At 60.6% G+C, this 17,247-nt stretch carries 17 protein-coding genes, 1 tRNA gene and 1 pseudogene; 9 read left to right on the top strand and 10 right to left on the bottom strand.

The window, feature by feature from the left end:
- Positions 1-63: 63 nt before the first annotated feature.
- The 4 genes from GV035_RS13385 to GV035_RS13370 form a co-directional block, all read right to left on the bottom strand.
- Positions 64-2,457: a RelA/SpoT family protein gene (locus GV035_RS13385; protein ID WP_159835556.1), complete on the bottom strand. Its 2,394-nt coding sequence runs from the start codon at positions 2,455-2,457 to the stop codon at positions 64-66.
- Between the two features lie 101 nt (positions 2,458-2,558).
- Complete coding sequence (gene rpoZ / locus GV035_RS13380; RefSeq protein WP_006025620.1) at positions 2,559-2,762, bottom strand: DNA-directed RNA polymerase subunit omega; 204 nt, start codon at positions 2,760-2,762, stop codon at positions 2,559-2,561.
- Positions 2,763-2,831: 69 nt separating this feature from the next.
- The gene (gmk, locus tag GV035_RS13375) at positions 2,832-3,506 is read right to left on the bottom strand and encodes a guanylate kinase (RefSeq protein WP_159835555.1); all 675 of its coding nucleotides are present in this window, start codon (positions 3,504-3,506) and stop codon (positions 2,832-2,834) included.
- A 9-nt stretch (positions 3,507-3,515) separates the two neighbouring features.
- Positions 3,516-4,460 (bottom strand): YicC/YloC family endoribonuclease, encoded by a 945-nt coding sequence (locus tag GV035_RS13370; protein WP_159835554.1) that lies wholly within the window; start codon positions 4,458-4,460, stop codon positions 3,516-3,518.
- 266 nt (positions 4,461-4,726) lie between these two features.
- Here GV035_RS13370 and rph point away from each other — a divergent pair, with 266 nt between their 5' ends.
- The 6 genes from rph to GV035_RS13340 all read left to right on the top strand — a co-directional run bounded on the left by rph (position 4,727) and on the right by GV035_RS13340 (position 10,519).
- The gene (gene rph, locus GV035_RS13365) at positions 4,727-5,485 is read left to right on the top strand and encodes a ribonuclease PH (RefSeq protein ID WP_159835553.1); all 759 of its coding nucleotides are present in this window, start codon (positions 4,727-4,729) and stop codon (positions 5,483-5,485) included.
- Positions 5,478-6,095, top strand: a complete 618-nt coding sequence (gene rdgB / locus GV035_RS13360; protein ID WP_159835552.1) for an RdgB/HAM1 family non-canonical purine NTP pyrophosphatase — start codon at positions 5,478-5,480, stop codon at positions 6,093-6,095. Before rph ends, rdgB begins: the two co-directional genes overlap by 8 nt.
- On the top strand, positions 6,092-7,315 hold the full coding sequence (gene hemW / locus GV035_RS13355; protein WP_159835551.1) for a radical SAM family heme chaperone HemW: 1,224 nt from the start codon (positions 6,092-6,094) through the stop codon (positions 7,313-7,315). Before rdgB ends, hemW begins: the two co-directional genes overlap by 4 nt.
- An 11-nt stretch (positions 7,316-7,326) precedes the next feature.
- Complete coding sequence (locus tag GV035_RS13350; protein ID WP_201304033.1) at positions 7,327-8,535, top strand: MFS transporter; 1,209 nt, start codon at positions 7,327-7,329, stop codon at positions 8,533-8,535.
- A gap of 44 nt (positions 8,536-8,579) precedes the next feature.
- Positions 8,580-8,669: transfer RNA gene (locus GV035_RS13345), tRNA-Ser, on the top strand.
- A gap of 101 nt (positions 8,670-8,770) precedes the next feature.
- Positions 8,771-10,519, top strand: a complete 1,749-nt coding sequence (locus tag GV035_RS13340) for a DUF6538 domain-containing protein (RefSeq protein ID WP_159835549.1) — start codon at positions 8,771-8,773, stop codon at positions 10,517-10,519.
- A gap of 260 nt (positions 10,520-10,779) precedes the next feature.
- Here GV035_RS13340 and GV035_RS13335 read toward each other — a convergent pair whose 3' ends face one another.
- The 4 genes and pseudogenes from GV035_RS13335 to GV035_RS13320 form a co-directional block, all read right to left on the bottom strand.
- Positions 10,780-11,091, bottom strand: a complete 312-nt coding sequence (locus GV035_RS13335; RefSeq protein WP_159835548.1) for a hypothetical protein — start codon at positions 11,089-11,091, stop codon at positions 10,780-10,782.
- 1,006 nt (positions 11,092-12,097) lie between these two features.
- Positions 12,098-12,427, bottom strand: coding sequence for a hypothetical protein (locus tag GV035_RS13330; protein ID WP_159835547.1), 330 nt, complete (start codon positions 12,425-12,427; stop codon positions 12,098-12,100).
- Entirely contained in the window at positions 12,420-12,881 is a 462-nt protein-coding gene (locus GV035_RS13325) for a hypothetical protein (RefSeq protein WP_159835546.1), read from the bottom strand. The genes GV035_RS13330 and GV035_RS13325 overlap by 8 nt, the downstream gene beginning before the upstream one ends.
- Before the next feature lie 208 nt (positions 12,882-13,089).
- A pseudogene (locus GV035_RS13320) lies at positions 13,090-13,296 on the bottom strand (IS3 family transposase); the annotation flags it as partial.
- Positions 13,297-13,379: 83 nt separating this feature from the next.
- On the opposite strand from GV035_RS13320, the gene GV035_RS29740 reads away from it, so the two are divergent.
- Positions 13,380-13,511 (top strand): hypothetical protein, encoded by a 132-nt coding sequence (locus GV035_RS29740; RefSeq protein ID WP_268892259.1) that lies wholly within the window; start codon positions 13,380-13,382, stop codon positions 13,509-13,511.
- A gap of 907 nt (positions 13,512-14,418) precedes the next feature.
- Here the strand turns inward: GV035_RS29740 and GV035_RS13315 are convergent.
- Entirely contained in the window at positions 14,419-15,273 is an 855-nt protein-coding gene (locus GV035_RS13315; protein WP_159835545.1) for a hypothetical protein, read from the bottom strand.
- A 772-nt stretch (positions 15,274-16,045) separates the two neighbouring features.
- Between GV035_RS13315 and GV035_RS13310 the strand changes: the two genes are divergently transcribed.
- Positions 16,046-16,366, top strand: coding sequence for a hypothetical protein (locus GV035_RS13310; protein WP_159835544.1), 321 nt, complete (start codon positions 16,046-16,048; stop codon positions 16,364-16,366).
- A gap of 37 nt (positions 16,367-16,403) precedes the next feature.
- Here GV035_RS13310 and GV035_RS29110 read toward each other — a convergent pair whose 3' ends face one another.
- Positions 16,404-16,562 (bottom strand): hypothetical protein, encoded by a 159-nt coding sequence (locus GV035_RS29110; protein ID WP_201303973.1) that lies wholly within the window; start codon positions 16,560-16,562, stop codon positions 16,404-16,406.
- A 135-nt stretch (positions 16,563-16,697) separates the two neighbouring features.
- Here GV035_RS29110 and GV035_RS13305 point away from each other — a divergent pair, with 135 nt between their 5' ends.
- Positions 16,698-17,195: a TonB family protein gene (locus GV035_RS13305; RefSeq protein ID WP_159835543.1), complete on the top strand. Its 498-nt coding sequence runs from the start codon at positions 16,698-16,700 to the stop codon at positions 17,193-17,195.
- Positions 17,196-17,247: the final 52 nt, after the last annotated feature.

The raw sequence follows: 17,247 nt of genomic DNA, 5'->3' as shown, positions 1-17,247 counted from the left end.
ACGGCGCTCTCCATGCTTTCGGTCAACCGACAACCGGCATGCACGCCGCGTTCCCGCGCCGGATCAGTAGTCGGCGCGTTCCCGGTCGATACGCATGCCGCCGTCCTGATTGCGATGATGCGGCTCGTCGCTCGGACGCTCGCGCGCGATACGCATTACGTCGAGATTCGTACGCACGCGACGCATCACGTTCGCGAGGTGGATGCGGTCGCTCACCTGAATCACGAAGCGCAGCAGCTTCGCTTCCTGGGAGACGTCCTCATCCATCGCGATGTGAACGATGTTCGCGTCCGCCGACGTGATATCCGCCGCCACGCGCGCGAACACGCCCTTCGTGTTCTTCACGAGCACCTTCACGGCGACATCGAACAGACGCCCCGGCTGCGGCGCCCACGCGACGTCGATCCAGCGCCCCGGATCGCGGCGGTGGATGCGCTGCGCGACGCGGCATTCGGTCGTGTGAATCGCCATGCCGAGCCCGATGCCGATATAGCCCATGATGTCGTCGCCGGGAATCGGGCGGCAGCACGCCGAGAGCTGCACCGACATGCCCTCGGTGCCCGTGATGACCACCGGCGGCGCGGTGTTGGTATTCGTGTGCTCGCGCGGCGAATGGTCGTCGTCGTCGCGGCCGTTCATCAACACTTCGATGCGCTTGGCCATGACCGCCGCCACGCGCCGGCCGAGACCGATGTCCGCGAAGATTTCCTGACGCGTCTTGTTGCCGGTCCACAGCACGAGCTTGTCCCACACTTCCGGCGTCACGTCCGACAGCGCAAGGCCGTAGCCCTTCAGACTTTGATCGACGAGCCGCTCGCCGAGCTGCACGGATTCGTTCAGGCGCATCGTCTTCAGATAGTGACGGATGGCCGAGCGCGCCTTGCCGGTACGCACGAAGCCGAGCCACGCGGGATTCGGCTTGGAATACGGCGCGGTGATCACTTCGACGATATCGCCGCTCTTCAACTCCGTGCGCAGCGGCAGCAGTTCGTTGTTGATCTTGACCGCGACGCACTGATTGCCGAGGTCGCTGTGGATGGAATACGCGAAGTCGAGCGCCGTCGCGCCGCGCGGCAGCGGCATGATCTTGGACTTTGGCGTGAACACATAGACCGCGTCCGGGAAGAGGTCGATCTTGACGTGTTCGAGGAATTCGCTGGAATCGCCCGCTTCGCTCTGAATGTCGAGCAGCGACTTGAGCCACTGATGCGCGCGCTTTTGCACGTCGTTCAGATCTGCCCCGCCGTTCTTGTACAGCCAGTGCGCCGCGACGCCGGCCTCGGCGATTTCGTGCATCTTGCGCGTGCGAATCTGGAACTCGATCGGCGCGCCGAACGGCCCGACGAGCGTGGTGTGCAACGACTGGTAGCCGTTCACCTTCGGAATCGCGATGTAATCCTTGAACTTGCCCGGCACGGGCTTGTAGAGCGCGTGCAGCGCGCCGATGCACGTATAGCACTCCAGCGCGCTTTCCACGACGACCCGAAAGCCATATACATCCAGCACTTGCGAGAACGACAACTGCTTGTCGCGCATCTTCTTGTAGATGCTGTAGATGGTCTTTTCGCGGCCGGTCACTTCCGCGCTGATTTTCGCGTCCGCGATCGTGCGTTGCACCGCTTCGAGAATCTTGCCGACGACTTCACGCCGGTTGCCGCGCGCCGCCTTGACCGCTTTTTCGAGCGTGGCGTAGCGGTTCGGGTTGAAGTTCGCGAAGCTCAGATCCTGCAGTTCGCGATAGGTGTTATTGAGGCCGAGCCGATGCGCGATCGGCGCGTAAATATCGAGCGTCTCGCGCGCCACGCGCCGGCGCTTCTCCGGCGGCACCGCGCCCAGCGTGCGCATGTTGTGCAGCCGGTCCGCGAGCTTGACCAGAATGACGCGCACGTCGCGCGCCATCGCGAGCAGCATCTTGCGGAAGTTTTCCGCCTGCGCTTCCTCGCGATTGCGGAATTCCATCTTGTCCAGCTTGGACAAGCCGTCGACCAGTTCCGCGACCTTCGCGCCGAAACGCTCGGCGATTTCGGTCTTGGTGACGCCCTGGTCTTCGATCACGTCGTGCAGGAGCGCCGCCATGATCGATTGCGCGTCCAGCTTCCAGCTCGCGCAAATTTCCGCGACCGCGACCGGATGCGTGATATACGGCTCGCCGCTCTGGCGATACTGCCCGAGGTGCGCTTCGTCGCTGAAATGGAAAGCCGACTTGACTTCCTTGATCTCGTCGGCGGAGATGTAGCTTGCCAGCGCGTTGGTCAGATTCGCGATGGAAACGACATCGTGCTTGCGCGGCTGCTCCGGCGTGGCCGTCGGCCCGAACAGATGGCGAAACGACTGTTCGAGAACCGCGTCGATGTACTTGCGCGCCGCGTGCGGCTTGTCGGCATCGAGAAGCGAATCTTGATCGATCTCGATGTCCGGGTCCACTGAAGCGGAGACGGGCAGCGGTGTCTGACTCATGTTCGCCTCCGTGTTCGTCTGACGCGCCGCTTGTCCATCAGTTGCGCCGGTTGCAAGAATTGAAACGGATGAAACGGTGAAAGGTCCGGAAAAGCCGCCGGTCAGACGGGCACTTTCTTCAGCATTTCGACGCCCACCTGCCCCGCCGCGATTTCGCGCAGCGCGACGACGGTCGGCTTGTCGCGGCTTTCGATCTTCGGGGTGTGGCCTTGCGCGAGTTGACGCGCGCGATACGTTGCCGCGAGCGCGAGCTCGAAGCGGTTCGGAATTTGTTTCAGGCAGTCTTCGACAGTGATGCGGGCCATGTTTGTATCCTTCTCGATGTGGGTTTTATTCTACCTTATGTGACCGATGCGACTCGGCCACCGCTCGCGTCATTGCGGGTGTGTGGGATGAATGCCGAGCTCGACGAAAAGCTGCGTGTGACGCGCGTATTGCGACGTGAAGCGCAGGCGCGTCGCGGCCACGAGACACCGCAGTTCGGTGAGCGCGCGATCGAAATTCTCGTTGATCACGACGTACTCCGCTTCCGACGCATGCGCCATCTCGCTGCCGGCCGCGAGCAGCCGCCGCACGATCACGTTGGGCGCGTCCTGGCCGCGCTTCTTCAGCCGGTCTTCGAGCGCATCCAGCGACGGCGGCAGAATGAAAATCTCCACCGCGTTGCGAAAGCGTTTCTTGACCTGCTGCGCGCCCTGCCAGTCGATTTCGAGCAGCACGTCGTGGCCCATTTTCATTTGGTCTTCGATCCAGAGGCGCGAGGTCGCGTAGTAGTTGCCGTGCACTTCCGCGCTTTCCAGGAACTCGCCCTTGTCGTGCCGTTCCATGAAATCATCGACGGATACGAAGTGATACTGGACGCCGTTCGTCTCGGCCGGACGCGGGTCGCGCGTGGTGTACGAAACGGACAGGCGGATGGCGGGGTCCTGCGCGAGCAGCGCATTCACGAGCGTGGACTTGCCCGCACCCGACGGCGCGACGACCATGAACAGGTTGCCGGGATAGATGCCCGTGTACGTGCTGTGCGAGCGATGCGTGGTGTTCGGCATGATCGAGCGTTACTCCAGATTCTGTACTTGTTCGCGCATCTGTTCGATGAGCAGCTTCAGCGTCATCGACGCATCCGCGAGTTCCTTCGCGGCCGCCTTCGAGCCGAGCGTGTTCGCTTCGCGATTGAGCTCCTGCATCATGAAGTCGAGCCGCTTGCCGACCTTGCCGCCCTTTTGCAGCACGTGGCGCGTTTCCGTGAGATGCGCGCTCAGGCGCTGCAACTCTTCCGCGATGTCGATGCGAATGCCGTACATCGTCACTTCCTGACGGATGCGCTCGGCGATTTCATCGCGCGGCACGCTCGTCGTCGCCGCGTTGTCCGACGTCGCGATACCGAGCGCGTCCTGGAGCCGCTCGACGATCTTCTGCTGATGCTTCGCGATCAGTTCGGGCACGAGCGGCGTGATGCGCGCGACGATCGCTTCCATTTCCGTCACGTTGTTGATGAGCACATTGCCGAGCGCCGCGCCTTCGCGTGCGCGCACGTCGATGAGATCCGCAATGGCCTGCTTGCCGCACGTGAGCACCGCTTCGCGCAGCGTGTCCGGCGAGACCGAGCTTTCTGCCAGCACGCCGGGCCAGCGCAGGATTTCGCCGGTCCGCATGCGTTCGGCATCCGGGAAAGTGTCGAGCACGGCGCGCTCGAGGGCGGCGAGTTGCGTGAGCGCCTCGCGATTGAGCGCGCCCGCATTGGCCGTCTGCTCGACGCGATTCAGGTTGATGCGGATATCGACCTTGCCGCGCGAGAGCTTGGTCATCAGCATTTCGCGCAATTGCGGCTCGGTGGCGCGCACGTCTTCGGGCATGCGGAAATTCAGGTCGAGAAAGCGCGAATTCACCGTGCGCAATTCCACCGATACACCGACGCCCGCGCCGCGCGCGCCATCGGGTCCGGCGCCATCCGCGACGACTTCGCGCGTCGCGCTGGCATAGCCTGTCATGCTGTAGATCATGGTACGTCTCGCGATGGGAGCCTTCGCCTGGCGAAGGCCGGTTCAACGAAACGCCCGGCGCGAATGAAGGTGCGCTGGGATTGGCACGCGTTTGGCCGCCGGGCGATGAAACCGCATTATCCCATTTTTACCGCGCGCCCCGTCCGCCCAGGCCCGCGCCGCGCATTCCGCCGCCCGCAACGCCGCGCCATGATTGACGATAAAATCGCACCACTTGGCGCACTGAACGCTCGAAGACGCGCCCGACACTCTCTTTCCTCCACACCATGACCGACTCTCCCCTGCTGAAGCCTTCCATTGCCCGCCCGAGCGGCCGCCGCGCGAGCCAGTTGCGCGACGTGCGGATCACGCGGCATTACACGAAGCACGCGGAAGGCTCGGTGCTCGTGGAGTTCGGCGATACCAAGGTGATTTGCACCGCGAGCATCGCCGAACGCGTGCCGGCGTTCCTAACCGGACGCGATCAAGGCTGGCTCACCGCCGAATACGGCATGCTGCCGCGCGCCACGCACACGCGCAGCGACCGCGAGGCCGCTCGCGGCAAGCAGACCGGCCGCACGCAGGAAATTCAACGCCTGATCGGCCGCGCGCTGCGCTCCGTGTTCGATCTGAACGCGCTCGGCCCGCGCACGCTGCATATCGACTGTGACGTGATCCAGGCCGACGGCGGCACGCGCACCGCGAGCATCACGGGCGCGTTCGTCGCCGCGCACGATGCGGTCACGAAACTGCTCGCGAGCGGACGCATCGCGCAATCGCCGGTGAAGGACTTCGTCGCGGCGATATCGGTCGGCATCTTCGACGGCTCGCCCGTGCTCGACCTCGACTACGAAGAAGACTCGCAGTGCGATACCGACATGAACGTCGTGATGACGGGCGCGGGCGGCTTCGTCGAAGTGCAGGGCACGGCCGAAGGCGCGCCGTTCTCGCGCGACGAAATGAACGCGCTGCTCGATCTCGCCGACAGCGGCATCAAGGCGCTGATCGCGAAGCAAAAGGCCGCGCTGGAGATCGAAGGTGTCTGACACGCATGGCATCGGGCGCGTGGTGCTGGCGTCGAACAACGCGGGCAAGCTGCGCGAATTCGCGTCGCTCTTGAACGCGGCGGGCATCGAGTTGATCGCGCAGGGCGAACTCGGTGTGCCGGAAGCCGAAGAGCCGCATCCGACGTTCGTGGAGAACGCGCTCGCGAAGGCGCGTCACGCGTCGGCATTGACGGGCCTGCCCGCGCTCGCCGACGACTCGGGGCTCTGCGTGCGCGCGCTGAACGGCGCGCCCGGCGTGCACTCGGCGCGCTACGCGATGAAGCATGGCGGCGACAAAAGCGATGCCGCGAACAACGCGCGGCTCGTCTCCGACCTCGCGAACGAAGCGGACCGCCGCGCCTATTACTTCTGCGTGCTCGTGCTGGTGCGGCACGCCGACGATCCGGAGCCGCTCATCGCTGAAGGCCGCTGGCACGGCGAAGTCATCGACACGCCGCGCGGCGCACACGGCTTCGGCTACGACCCGCACTTCTTTCTGCCAACGCTCGGCATGACCGCTGCCGAACTCGATCCCGCGCGCAAGAACGCGGTGAGCCATCGGGCGCTCGCGCTGCGTGATCTGCTGCAACGACTGAAGGAACTCGCGTGAGCAGCGGACCGAAGACGATCAATATCGTGCAGGCGTTCACGTCGCCCGGCAGCATCCGGCTGACGTCGCTGCCGCCGCTTTCGCTGTACGTGCATTTTCCGTGGTGCGTGCGCAAGTGCCCGTATTGCGACTTCAACTCGCACGAGTGGAAGGACGATACGTTCCCCGAAGAACGCTATCTCGACGCGTTGCGCGCCGATCTCGAGAGCGCGTTGCCGCTCGTCTGGGGACGGCACGTGCATAGCATTTTCATCGGCGGAGGCACGCCGTCGCTGTTGTCGGCGAAGGGGCTCGACCGGCTGCTCTCGGACGCGCGGGCGCTCTTGCCCATCGACGCCGACGCGGAAATCACGCTCGAAGCGAATCCCGGCACGTTCGAAGCGGCGAAGTTCGCGCAGTTTCGCGCGAGCGGCGTGAACCGGCTCTCGATCGGCCTTCAGAGCTTCAACGAAGCGCATCTGAAGGCGCTCGGCCGCATCCACGATGCGACGCAGGCCCGGCGCGCCGTCGAAATCGCCGCGCAGCACTTCGACAACTTCAATCTCGACCTGATGTTCGCGCTGCCGCAGCAGTCGCTCGACGAATGCCGCCGCGATATCGAAACGGCCATTGCGTTCGCGCCGCCGCATCTGTCGCTGTATCACCTGACGATGGAGCCGAACACGCTCTTCGCGAAGTATCCGCCCGCCCTGCCCGACGACGATTCCGCCGCCGACATGCAGGACTGGATTCACGAGCGCGCGCGCGACGCCGGCTATGCGCGATACGAAGTGTCGGCGTACGCGAAGCCGCATCGGCAGAGCCGCCACAATCTCAATTACTGGCGTTTCGGCGATTACCTCGGCATCGGCGCGGGCGCGCATACGAAGCTGTCGTTTCCGTCGAAGATCGTGCGGCAGGCGCGCTTCAAGCATCCGGCGACATATATGGATCACGCGTTGTTGCCCACGGAAACCGCGATTCAGGAAGAGCGCGAAGTCGGCCCGCGCGATCTGCCGTTCGAGTTCATGCTGAACACGCTGCGTCTCGTCGAAGGCTTTCCGGTGCATGCGTTCGTGGAGCGCACGGGGCTGGCGCTTTCGGCCATCGAGCCGGCGCTCGTCGAGGCGGAAAAGCGCGGTCTTATCACGCGCGATTTCGAGCGCATTGCGCCGACCGAGCGCGGCCAACGCTTTCTCAACGATTTGCAGGAGCTGTTTCTGCAGGATTCCACGCATTGAGCGCCCCGACGATGGCGCCGGGCTCGGTCATGCGGCATCGCCCGTTCGCGCTCTTCTGGACGGCGCGCGTGATGTCGTCCGTCGCGTTTCAGATGATGTCGGTCGCGATCGGCTGGCAGGTGTATTCGATCACGCACAGCGCGTTCGCGCTCGGTCTGGTCGGCCTCGCGCAGTTCCTGCCGATGTTCGTGCTGACGCTCGTCGTCGGGCACGTCGCGGATCGCTACGACCGGCGCACGATCGCGTATGTCTGTCAGACCGTCGAGAGCATCGCGGCGCTGATGCTGTGTCTTTCCGCGTGGCGCGGCTGGAACCACGCCGGCCCGATCTACGCGATCGCCGCGATCACGGGCGCGGCGCGCGCGTTCGAATCGCCGTCGATGGCGGCGCTCTTGCCGAACCTCGTCGCGAGAAACCAGTTGCAGCACGCGAGCGCCTGGTCGACGTCCGCGAACCAGACGGCGCAGATTCTCGGCCCCGCGATCGGCGGCCTGCTCTACGGCCTGGGCGCGCTGACGGTGTACGGCGCGGTGACGGTCGCGTTTCTCGTCGCGGCCTGCGCGGTCGGCGCGATCAGAATCGACAACGCGGTACGCATGCGCGCGCCGCTGTCGTTCGAGGCACTGTTCTCGGGCATCGCGTTCATTCGCAGCAAGCCGGTGATTCTCGGCGCGTTGTCGCTGGATCTCTTCGCGGTGCTGCTCGGCGGCGCGACCGCGCTCTTGCCCGTGTTCGCCCGCGACATTCTGCATACCGGGCCGTGGGGACTCGGGATTCTGCGCGCGGCGCCGGCGGTGGGCGCGCTGGCCGGGTCGATCTGGCTCGCGCATTTTCCGTTGCGCCAACGCGCGGGCACGGCGCTCTTTGCGGGCGTGATTGCGTTCGGCATCGCGACGATCGTGTTCGGGCTGTCGCGCAATGTCTATCTCTCGCTGGTTGCGCTGGCGGCGTTGGGCGCGTCCGATGTGATCAGCGTGGTCGTGCGCATGTCGCTCGTTCAGTTGCAGACGCCGGACGAGATGCGCGGCCGCGTCGGCGCGATCAATTCGCTGTTCATTGGCACGTCGAATCAGCTGGGCGAGTTCGAGTCGGGCATGACGGCGGGGCTGTTCGGCGCGGTGCCAGCGGTGCTGATCGGCGGACTGGGGACGGTCGTCGCCGCGATTGTGTGGATGCGGCTGTTTCCCGCGCTTCGGGCGACGCGCACGCTCGAAGGCTGACGTCGCTCGACGCCGGCGAGTTGCGCTACAATACGCGCCGTGCTGGAGGTGTGGCCGAGCGGTTTAAGGCACCGGTCTTGAAAACCGGCGAAGGAGCGATCCTTCCGTGAGTTCGAATCTCACCGCCTCCGCCACGTCGTCCTAAGGCGTTGATTTTTCGTATAATCCTTCTTTTTCAACGAGTTAAGAAGGCTTGGTGTGCCGGGAATGTGTGCCACCTCTCTACGAAAACAGCATGCCTCACAACGTCTATCGCCGCTCAGGCAGTCGCAACTGGTACCTGCGTATCCACGTTCCGACCGAACTCCAAAGCCTGGTCAACAACGGAGAGCCCTTCATCCGGAAGTCTCTGTTCACATCGGTCAAGCGTCTCGCCGAAGCCCGAGCAGCGCAAATGGCAGCCGACTACCGGGCAGAGTGGCTCCCGCTTCTCGAAAGTAGCAAACGAGCGGCCTCTGACCCGGCTCAGACCGTCCTTTCTCAACGTGTGATGGACCAAATCTGCGGACATCGGATGAGGTCGTGGGAAGGCACAAACAGACTGGAAGTTGTTATCTTCGGGCGCAGCGACGATGAGAGAGAAGAAGTCGAAGGCTTTTCCGCGCATTCTATAGAGACTCTCGAAAGCGTGTTATCCCAGGGAACCGGCTCTCGGCACTTCAAAGACGTAGCCAAGACTGTCATCGAGTACGCCGCGGACATGGGATACGCCATCGACGCTGTCGACGCACGATTCAACGACCTGGTTATGCAATTCGCCGAGACGGAGCAAATCGCTCAAGAGGTCATCGCAGCAAAAAGCGGTGGCAAACGGGCAAAGTTCCCTGAGATTGAAATCACCAGTGAGCGGCTCTCCGCTATGGCTGACGTTTTCAGAGAGCACCGTAAAGGCAGGGTCGACGCAAAGTCGATTTCTAAAAATATCTCCATTTGGAGAAGATTTGTCGATTTTGTGGGCGATGTCGCGTTAGATTCTGTGAAGTCTGGGGACATCTACGACTTTTTCGAAGCGCGGTTACACGACGCTAAGGACGGCTGGTCGCAAAGCTATGTCGACGGGCACGCCAAACGAGCCCTTCGTGACATGTTCGCTTTGGCTCGGACCAAGGGACTTATGACAGCCGCGAATCCCGTGCTCGGGCTGGAAGTCACGCCGGAACTTTCCGAAGAGGAGCAGGAGGCACGCAAGCGGCCGCGGTACCCCCTCACTGAACCGCAGCTGAATCTGTTGTTCGCATCTGACTGGTATGACCCCTCCGCGACCCACTGGACGGGGAAGATGAAGGCAGACTTGGCTGCCCGCTATTGGTGCCCCTTAATCTCGATGTGTCACGGATATCGTGTGCGTGAAGTCGTGCAACTCATGCGAGATGATTTCGAAGTTGTTGATGGAATCTTGTATATGACCTTGCAAACCGAGATTAGCGAAGGAGCGTCTGACAAAAAGGAAAAGAAAGGGAAGATTGACGGAAAACTGCCAGCGCGACGACTGAAGAATAAAGCAACCCGTCGTACTGTTCCCGCCCATCCCATATTGCTACAACTTGGATTTCTTGAATTCATCGACTTGGTCAAAGCAACACAACAACCGGGTACGCCTGTCTTCCCGTCGTCGATTCCGAATCCTGAAAGCAAGACGCCGATATGGGGACGTTCATACGAACAGGCTTTTCTTCGGCACGTCCGAGACCGGCTTAAATTCGGCAAGGGGTTTGGCAATCACAGCTTTCGGCACTTGCTTGAAGACCGCATTCGGGACGTACAAGTCTATGACGGCGTTTGGCCAGCGGGATTGGGCGAATTTTACTCTGGTCGAAAGCTGCCGCGGGACGCGGATAGGAAGCTCTTCCGCGAGCACAGCAGCGCCATTCTCTACGGGAACGGTTTTACGCCACAGCACCTCCTTCAAGTCATCGGTAAGGTGCGGTTTGATAAACTCAAGCTCCCTGTGCGATATCAGGAGTGGTTGAAGCAGGCTGGTTGATTCGCTGAATCATGCTGAGTTACTCACCAGACGATAACCCGTCGTGAATTGGAGGGCCACGTCACGAGGTGGCCTTTTTGCCGGGCGCCAGGGCCCATCACGCATTTGTGCACGCGTGAGGGAGCGTTGATGCGGCACTCTGGTTTTGCATGCTCTGAGTGGGTTTCGGGTGGGCAGATGCTTTGCGTCGATTGCGCATAGGACGCTAGCCAGAACCAAATCCCGCGAACGGCGGGATTTGTCGAATAAAACAGAGTAGGTCAGTCGCCGTGGGCGGGCGCGTCGCTGGCCGCATCAGTTTGACGAGAGCCTTTTTGTGACCTGAGAGCTTGCTCGACGAGCGCTTTTTGCTCTAACGTCATTTTCTTAACGAACTTGTCAAATCCGGGGTCAAGACTGCGGAACTTGACCAGCATCTCTTCTATTAGCGCGTTGCGTTGGACCGGAGTCTTGTACTCATCGATGTAGAAGAGCACGTATTGTTCAAGTGAAATGCGCGTCGACAGCTTCAACGGCAGATTGAGTCGTTCCACTGGGTCTATCGTCGTAAATTGGTCGAGTAAAGCAGCCATGTTTGAGCCTCGAGTAAGGTGTCCTTGGAATGCGTAAGCTCAGAGTCAAATTGCGCTCAGAACCAGCACACCACATATAGCTACCCTTCTGAATTGCCTTTGGCTTCGTTGGTATTCTCGGTCGAACGTCGTAACAGGCATCGACCACACAACAGGTCGAGCGGCTTTCATGAGCGAAGACTACATGCAAGCTCGTTTCCCACGACGCACGCGACCACTTTCTTGAACTCAAAGCTGACTTCGCGCTTTTATACTTCATGCGAGCCACAACTGTTGCCGCGACTATCAAAACATCCGTCTTCCGTACCGCCTCCGCCTGTTGTCGGCAGGAGTGTACGGTACGCGCAAACAACACGGCCGCCCTGTAGGACGGCCTTGGCTCACATGGTTACCTGAAGGAGGCTCACTCAGTGCCATCATCGAGCGCCGACTTGGTCACAAGCGGCGTGGGCCTGTTGTCGTATCGATAGGGCCGAAGCAGCGGCGGATAGGGGCAGTCCGGTGCGAGCGGCATCAGTTTGGTTGCGTAGGCCCTTGCCGCATCTTTATCATCGCGCACGACCGCGGCCGTGTACTGTTTTCAGTCATCCGGCCAATTGCGAGTCATGTACTCAAAGTCGCTCGGGCGGCGCATCGCCATATTAAGGTATTTCCCGAGATACACCGAACAAAACTGATAAGCCTCGTTGATGACAGGTTCAACACTTTCTTCCACACGAAGTCGCAACCCGCATCACTCAACCAGACGATTTAGGTCTGCGCGTCTGCAGGTCCAAAAACCGTTTTCCCGGACGCGTCGATTTCGTAGTCCGGGTAAAACATGTCCACCAGCGCTGCTAAATCGGAGTCGCGCGGTAGTCCGAGGAGTGGCTCGTCCTGCAGCGTTTTCAACGCCGCTGCAAATACTTTTCATCCATGAGCCAGGTCCAATTGTTGTAATAAGCCGGCACGTACGTCAACGACGCGGAAAACGGTTTCTTGACACAAAACACGCAGGAGGCAGCGGCTAGTTATCGTGCGAGCGCTCCTGTTGATACATGTTGAAATCGTGGGGCACAACGACGAATATGCCGGTGATAGTGTGAGACCCCAAAAAATTTGCGAACGCCTCGCATTCGTTGTGCGCGACTTCAATTCGAACAGTGCGCCGGTCACGTTGTGTTGCAGTCGGATAGTCGAGCAACACAGTAAACAAATTCGTCGTCGAAATCGGTCCACTCGAATCTTTCATCCGCGATAAGAGCATCTCCGCCTGCTCCCACAGCGTGAGGTCCGAGACACCGTTTATACGGGCGACGTCGACCCGCTCAAAAACATGGACGAGCGGTTCATGCATACCAGTTGCCAGAGTACACGCGCACGCGCACCGCGCCATCGCGTTCTGTGAAGGCGGCAAAGAAGTCGGTCTCAGCCGCGGCGCTTCGCTTCCGCATACGCATCAAGCACGGCCTTGAGGATTTGCGCAGCGGCGGGCTCAAGTGGCGCGGAATACCCCAACGGGCGACGTCAACCTCAGTCATGTGAGCAAAAGCGGTGCGAGCGCCCTCAGTGATTTCGGTATCAAGCCGTGTCGGCGGCGTGTCGTAATCGGGAATTGATTGAACAATGACGTTCTCGCCGGATGGCGCCAGTGTTTTACGCTCATTGAAAGCGCAAATGCGCGATGCTTCGAGAAGCATCAGAGCGGCAGCGTCGTGCACTTCAATACCTGCGTCGAGGATGCACAACAGCGACATTGGTGTTCCATCCAACCAGATGCCTTCGTAGACTCGGGTTTTGATGTCGCTCACGTCAGTCTCTTCTCGCTTCTTCCTTGTGGCAGTCCCGCCTGCGAACAGCTCGCAAACAAATTCCACCGCGTCATCGCTGGTGTCGATAGAAATCGACGAGTAACATATCAGGGCATCGTCTCGCACAAACGTGGCGCTCCGCGCGCCGTTCCTGATTTGAATATCGAAGTGAGGTTCCCTCGGTTTTTCGCCTTCCAGAGGCCTCTGGTTATGCGGCCGCGTCCTTGGTCTGCTGAGCCTTCATCCAGTCTTGCAGGAACTGAACCGGTGATACGAAGTCGAGCGACGAATGACGACGACTGCGGTTATAAAACACTTCAATGTATTCGAACAGGTCCGCCATCGCTTCCTGATGGGTGCGGTATCGCGTAGCATGCACCCGTTCGTTCTTCAGGCTGTTGAAGAAGCTCTCCGTNCTTCCCCCCCCCCGCGACATGACGCTCAAGCTCGCTATGAGGACTTGGCTCTCGCCGCTGAAGGTGTAACCGAGCTTGAGCCGTGGTCGCTGCAGATAACAAGCAATCCAGTTGCGATAGCCTTCTGAAAACGAAACTTCAGGCGACCCCGCTCGACACCATCGTCGGCGCACGAACGCTGGACTGGCAGGTTGCCGGGCTCAACGTTTTTTGACTCTACGCGATAGCTTTTTCGAACTCTACGGCTGGGCTGACCAAGCGCCGTAATGCTTATTGGTTTGAATTTATGGGTCACTTGTGTGTGCCGAGAATGTGTGCCAGTATTACGCTAACCGAAGCAGCTAAGTTGTTGATTTCATAGGCCCGGCTTTATACTAAGCGAGAATCTCACCGCCTCCGCCAGCCCGTATAGAAAGCCTCGCAAGTTTAAAGACTTGCGAGGCTTTGTCTTTTTCGGTCTTCGATTACTTTGCATAAGGCGGTGGCCTGAGCCAATTCCGCTTCGGCTCAACTACCGGTGACTGTGTTGATGCAACGGCGGGCTGCCTCTATACCTCACTGCAACGCTTCGCCTCTCCTCTGTACCTATAAGACAACACCCATTCCGCTAGCACCGTTCAGCGTTGCCCGATTCTTGAAAAAACGTCTTTGCGGAGGAGAGCGCATCGGCAAGGTATGGGAAGACGACCGCGCTATTTTGAGAATCTGGTTGCGGCAACTGCGAGACCCCACGCCAGACTTCACACAATACGACGGAATCCCGCCAACGCGATTCTACGAAGTCGTCAATCTGTCGACCCCGATAGATTGCTCAAGTCTCTCCAGCCGTCTACTTTTGGCCCGCGTTATCGGCAGAGTCCCAACTGATCGGGTTTGCGATCGTGAATTGGAAACGTTGCCGCAGTTCTGGGTTGGTATGACCTTGCATGAGCATGACCATACCGCCGAGTCTTCTTGCGTCCCCGTCCGTAATCGCCGAGTGAGGGGCGCTTGATTCAAGTGGGACAGGCATGACCAACGCTTGCTGAATCTGCGCTTCAACTTTCGAGCGTTGCACGTTACAGATTTGAATTCGCCCGTGTCCTCGTCGTAGAAGACAATCGCTGCTCTCGGTGGCTTGTTCATGCTAATACCCTCTGCATTGTTGATAACGTTGAAATGCACGCGCCTTGCATTCGATGAAGTACGCCGGACTTTGATACACAGCAGCACCTGCTGAACACATTTCCATGTCGGTTTCGTACTGCCCGAAGCAAATCGGCTTCTTCCGCCTCACTGACTCTACGCGCCGCCAATTCGGCCACGTCGCCGCCCAATGCATTCGGCAGATAATCAAACGACTGCGCGTCACTGACCAGGCTATCGCCGCCGCTATCGTCAGTATCACCGAAGCTTTTCAACATCGAATCATCGCCGTCATCGTTGGGCGTCGCGCCCCCGGATGCGGCCCCGGCGAGTGATTCCGTAGCGCCAAGCCAATCGAAGCCGCTACCGCCGCCGCTGACTTCCGCGCTGCTGAACGCGCGACTACTGCTCGCGAGTCGGCTGTTCATTACTGTGTCCGCCACGTGCATAGAGGCAGCAAATGGGCCTGTGAATCGACCTGCTGGCGCATTCGCGCCGCCATGACTACTGCCGTATCGGCTCACCCAATGCTGAGGTGCATAGTGCCTGAACACGCGGTGACCGCCGTGCCAATTTCGGGCGATCACCGGAACAAGTCGACCGTGGCGAACCGCATGGCGGAGAATGCCCGTGATTCCGTGCCCGTCAATAGGCTTATCCCAGTTCGAGACGCGCAGGCGCTTGTTGATGAATTCGGCGTACTCGCGAAACTCCGAGGATGCGCCCGCGCCGCGTCGATGAATGTCTACTCGAAACAGGCGGTCGAAGTCTTGCCGATCCTGCTCTATTTGCTTCTTCTGCTCTTTTTGCTTCTGCTCGCGTTCTTCGACGGGAAGTCGCCATGCTCTCAATCTCCCGCACTTCGTGGGCCGGCATGAGCGCGCAATGCCATCCGCCGCTCAAAGGCACGTAGAGCGCATTATAGGAGCATCCCCATTCGGGAAACGACATGTCACCTCCGCTATTTGAACAGGAGTGCTTATCCTAGCGGGCGGTTTTCCTAAGTTGTTAAGAGTGTCTCAATATTAAGGCGATGAACGGCGCGGCTGCCAACTTCCGACGAGATGCCAGCGCCTACGTTCGCGCAATCGGCGGCGCCGCTTTTGGGAAGTCAGTGCGGCGATACCCAGCCTTAATTTAACCACCGCGATTCAGGCCGCCGCTCGCTCCGAAAGGGCCGCGCGCGTAACCCTGTGAGCTTTCGATCGCCAAAGCTACTGCGAAAACCGTGCGTCGTAGCGACGCGTCCGCGTATCGCTCTTTTCCTGGACGCGACGAGGAGAGAACTCTTGATAAACGACACGCCAACGGGTATCGCGACGAAGAATACATCTTCGTCAAAACCCCCGCCGCGTTCGCCATAAAAGCTCGATGAACCAAGAAATACCCCGCACATTCAGAAAAACCGCATTGCGACACAATCGCCTGCAACGTATCGTCGAAAAGCTCCTTCACGCGTTCCCCCGTATCCGCGTGATGGGAGTCTTCAATGGTAGGTTGGCTTTGGCCTCGCCGCGCGCGAGGCTTTTTTTCGCTGCCGCCGTCTCTCTTTGCTGCAATTGAGTGAACGCCGCGTCCTCTGCGCCCTCTAACCGCGCTCATGACTGAACGCGGAGCCCGCCGATGAAGCACATTCGCAGCGTGACACTTCTTCTGGCGCTCGCCGCCTGCTGCAGCGGAGCGTCGGCTCAGGCGGACACCGTATCCAACGCCCAATGGCGCCGCACCGACACCACGCTCTTCGATCTAATCCAGAATGGCTACGCCATCGTCGCGGTGACGAGTGTCGCGGCGCGCAGTTCGGGATTGCCCGAAGACACGTACATCCTGCAAAAGACGAACAGCGTATATCGATGCGTCGAGACGCGCGCCGCCGAAACGGCCGCGACGCGCTCGACCTCACCGCTGCATTGCGCCGAACTCGTCAAGCCCTACTCCGAGTAGCCGACGCAAAACAGCGCAAAACGCCGCAATCGAGTGCTCAACCCACGGGCGCCTCGCCCTCACCGGGCTGCTTGCCCGGATGATCGTGCGGCGCCTGTTTGCGCCCTTCGTCATTACGCTCCGGCAGCTTGCTTTTCTCGTTATCGCTGTGCTCGGCAGGCTGCGCGTCATCGGGACGATTCGTTTCACCGGTCATGGCTCCCTCCTTTTACGTTCGAAGTATCTGGCTCAAGTGAGCAAAACCCGCACCCGGAAAGCGTTTCTCAGCGGGCCGCCCCATCAGCGACTACCATTTAGATATCGCCCTGCGCATCCCTCGTCCATACGAATCATGATCGCGACGCCCGCATCGCCCGTTCGGCTCACCGCCGCCTGGCTCGCCGCCGTCCTGGCGCTCGCGACGGCCGCCTGCACGTTCACGCCGCCGCCGAGCGTCGTTCAGGCGCGCGCCGCCGCGCCGTCGCCGGCGCCCGGACTGACGCTCGATCAATACAAGACGCGCATCGCCGAGAGGATCTTCGAGCGCAATTCTTCGCTCGTGCTGCACGGCACGCCGCAGGCGATGCTGCGCTCTTTCGTGCTCGTCGCGTTCACGGTGGATCGCAGCGGGCGGCTCGTGCAGTCGTCTGTGTATCGGACCAATGGTGACGACGAAGCCGAAGCCACCGCGCTCGCGTCTCTCCGACGCGCCGCGCCGCTGCCTCCGCCGCCCGCACGGCTCTTGAACGGCAAAGGTCAAGTCGAATTGTTCGAGGGATGGATGTTCAACGACAACGGTCAGTTCCAGCTTCAGACGTCGCATTCGCCGCAAGCGACGAGCATCGACTAGTGCGGATTGGCGCTCGTCGGGCACGATCGTTATAATTTTTGGCACCCCCTGC

The sequence above is a fragment of the Burkholderia sp. 8Y genome (assembly GCF_902506145.1).
Lineage (GTDB): Bacteria > Pseudomonadota > Gammaproteobacteria > Burkholderiales > Burkholderiaceae > Caballeronia.
This window is presented reverse-complemented; position numbering and strand designations above follow the sequence as displayed.

Bases quoted from the DNA above. Each gene is read 5' to 3' on its own strand.
- GV035_RS13385 (WP_159835556.1), bottom strand. From the start codon at position 2,457: ATGAGTCAGACACCGCTGCCCGTCTCCGCTTCAGTGGACCCGGACATC.
- rpoZ (WP_006025620.1), bottom strand. From the start codon at position 2,762: ATGGCCCGCATCACTGTCGAAGACTGCCTGAAACAAATTCCGAACCGC.
- gmk (WP_159835555.1), bottom strand. From the start codon at position 3,506: ATGCCGAACACCACGCATCGCTCGCACAGCACGTACACGGGCATCTAT.
- GV035_RS13370 (WP_159835554.1), bottom strand. From the start codon at position 4,460: ATGATCTACAGCATGACAGGCTATGCCAGCGCGACGCGCGAAGTCGTC.
- rph (WP_159835553.1), top strand. From the start codon at position 4,727: ATGACCGACTCTCCCCTGCTGAAGCCTTCCATTGCCCGCCCGAGCGGC.
- GV035_RS13350 (WP_201304033.1), top strand. From the start codon at position 7,327: ATGGCGCCGGGCTCGGTCATGCGGCATCGCCCGTTCGCGCTCTTCTGG.
- GV035_RS13340 (WP_159835549.1), top strand. From the start codon at position 8,771: ATGCCTCACAACGTCTATCGCCGCTCAGGCAGTCGCAACTGGTACCTG.
- GV035_RS13335 (WP_159835548.1), bottom strand. From the start codon at position 11,091: ATGGCTGCTTTACTCGACCAATTTACGACGATAGACCCAGTGGAACGA.
- GV035_RS13330 (WP_159835547.1), bottom strand. From the start codon at position 12,427: ATGCATGAACCGCTCGTCCATGTTTTTGAGCGGGTCGACGTCGCCCGT.
- GV035_RS13310 (WP_159835544.1), top strand. From the start codon at position 16,046: ATGAAGCACATTCGCAGCGTGACACTTCTTCTGGCGCTCGCCGCCTGC.
- GV035_RS29110 (WP_201303973.1), bottom strand. From the start codon at position 16,562: ATGACCGGTGAAACGAATCGTCCCGATGACGCGCAGCCTGCCGAGCAC.
- GV035_RS13305 (WP_159835543.1), top strand. From the start codon at position 16,698: ATGATCGCGACGCCCGCATCGCCCGTTCGGCTCACCGCCGCCTGGCTC.